This is a genomic window from Microseira wollei NIES-4236 (assembly GCF_020521235.1).
GTDB classification, from domain to species: domain Bacteria; phylum Cyanobacteriota; class Cyanobacteriia; order Cyanobacteriales; family Aerosakkonemataceae; genus Microseira; species Microseira wollei.
Genome location: NZ_BLAY01000457.1, coordinates 1 through 1,137, shown reverse-complemented (window position 1 = coordinate 1,137; position 1,137 = coordinate 1). Strand labels below are relative to the sequence as shown.

Genomic DNA, 1,137 nt, shown 5'->3' with positions numbered 1-1,137 from the left:
CCAATAAATCTGTGCCAATTTAATGGCTTTTTTACTTCAAAATACCTCACATTAACACCTGTAAAAAATATGGATTAACAGGAAACTGGATTAGCAAAGGTTCGTTACGCGGGTATACTCTGCGGCTAGCCTCGCTAACTCTTTGACCGCCAGCTTTGTAAACCACCCTAACCCAAGTAAAATACCCGCTCCCAATCCGGACAAAAATAAACAATGCCAACTGTAGGATTGGTTTCTCAAACCGCAGCGGGAAATTCTTTCCACCTGTCATGTTCTGGAACAACCGTTCCTCAGCTACCCCAAATCCCAAAATTATCCTGGGTAGACATCCCAACAATCTTCTCCCATTACTTCATCCCATGAGCCACCCAAAGCATACTCTGTAGCTTCTTTTGTACTAACGCACTCTAAAAGACAAGATTGTTGCTTTTTAACAAAGTAATATTCTCCCGCTTTAGCGGGCATAAAATTAAGCTGGGTTTGTAAAAAAGGCTGGCAATTTATAACCTGGTCGTCTTCTTCATCTCCGGGTAAAATAATTAACTTGCCATATTCTCCAAATAAATAACTGTTAAGCAGCTGGTTCTCCTGTACCTGGGTTAAATCCAACTCTGCCTCCTCTTTGTCCTACCAATATCCAACCTTCTGGCCAGCTGTCTTCTTTGGCTTGCTCCACAAAAGTAGTGGTAACTCCACCTCGTTGGTCTGCACCAGTGCCTGTGGTTAAATACTTTCTGACTCTGTTAGGTTAGGTCGGTTTACTCCTCAGCAAGTTGTGGGTAAATCGTCAGCTTCCACGTCTTCAATTCTCAGCGCCGTTCTAGCGTCTGCTGCAATAACGTTGTACTGCTCCATATCTATTCGCCAGCCAAACTGAATTATTAGGTTTCCCACTTGCATCCCCACATTGACCAATTTTGCCCTGGGACTAGAAATTTTTTGAGCAGAATAATTGGGGAAAGTTAAGTCCCAGTTAGCTGCTAGCAAAGTAGGTCGGAGCGAAAAACGATCAAACGAACTTTCCCCGTTGGTTGTAGCACCTGGTTTACTGGCGCTTCCTGGTTTGGGCCTGTTGCATCCTAAAACTGTTCCAGTTGCTAGCACGCTGTTAGTCATTGCATTCACGTGACCTAAAGT

Annotated in this window: 2 protein-coding genes; both read right to left on the bottom strand. The window is 43.8% G+C overall.

Going from position 1 to position 1,137, the window contains the following annotated elements; translation table 11 throughout:
- Nucleotides 1-312: 312 nt before the first annotated feature.
- Complete coding sequence (locus tag MiSe_RS49225) at nt 313-609, bottom strand: hypothetical protein (RefSeq protein ID WP_226594864.1); 297 nt, start codon at nt 607-609, stop codon at nt 313-315.
- Between the two features lie 156 nt (nt 610-765).
- A partial coding sequence (locus MiSe_RS49220) for a hypothetical protein (RefSeq protein ID WP_226594862.1) occupies nt 766-1,137 on the bottom strand: 372 nt, incomplete at its 5' end.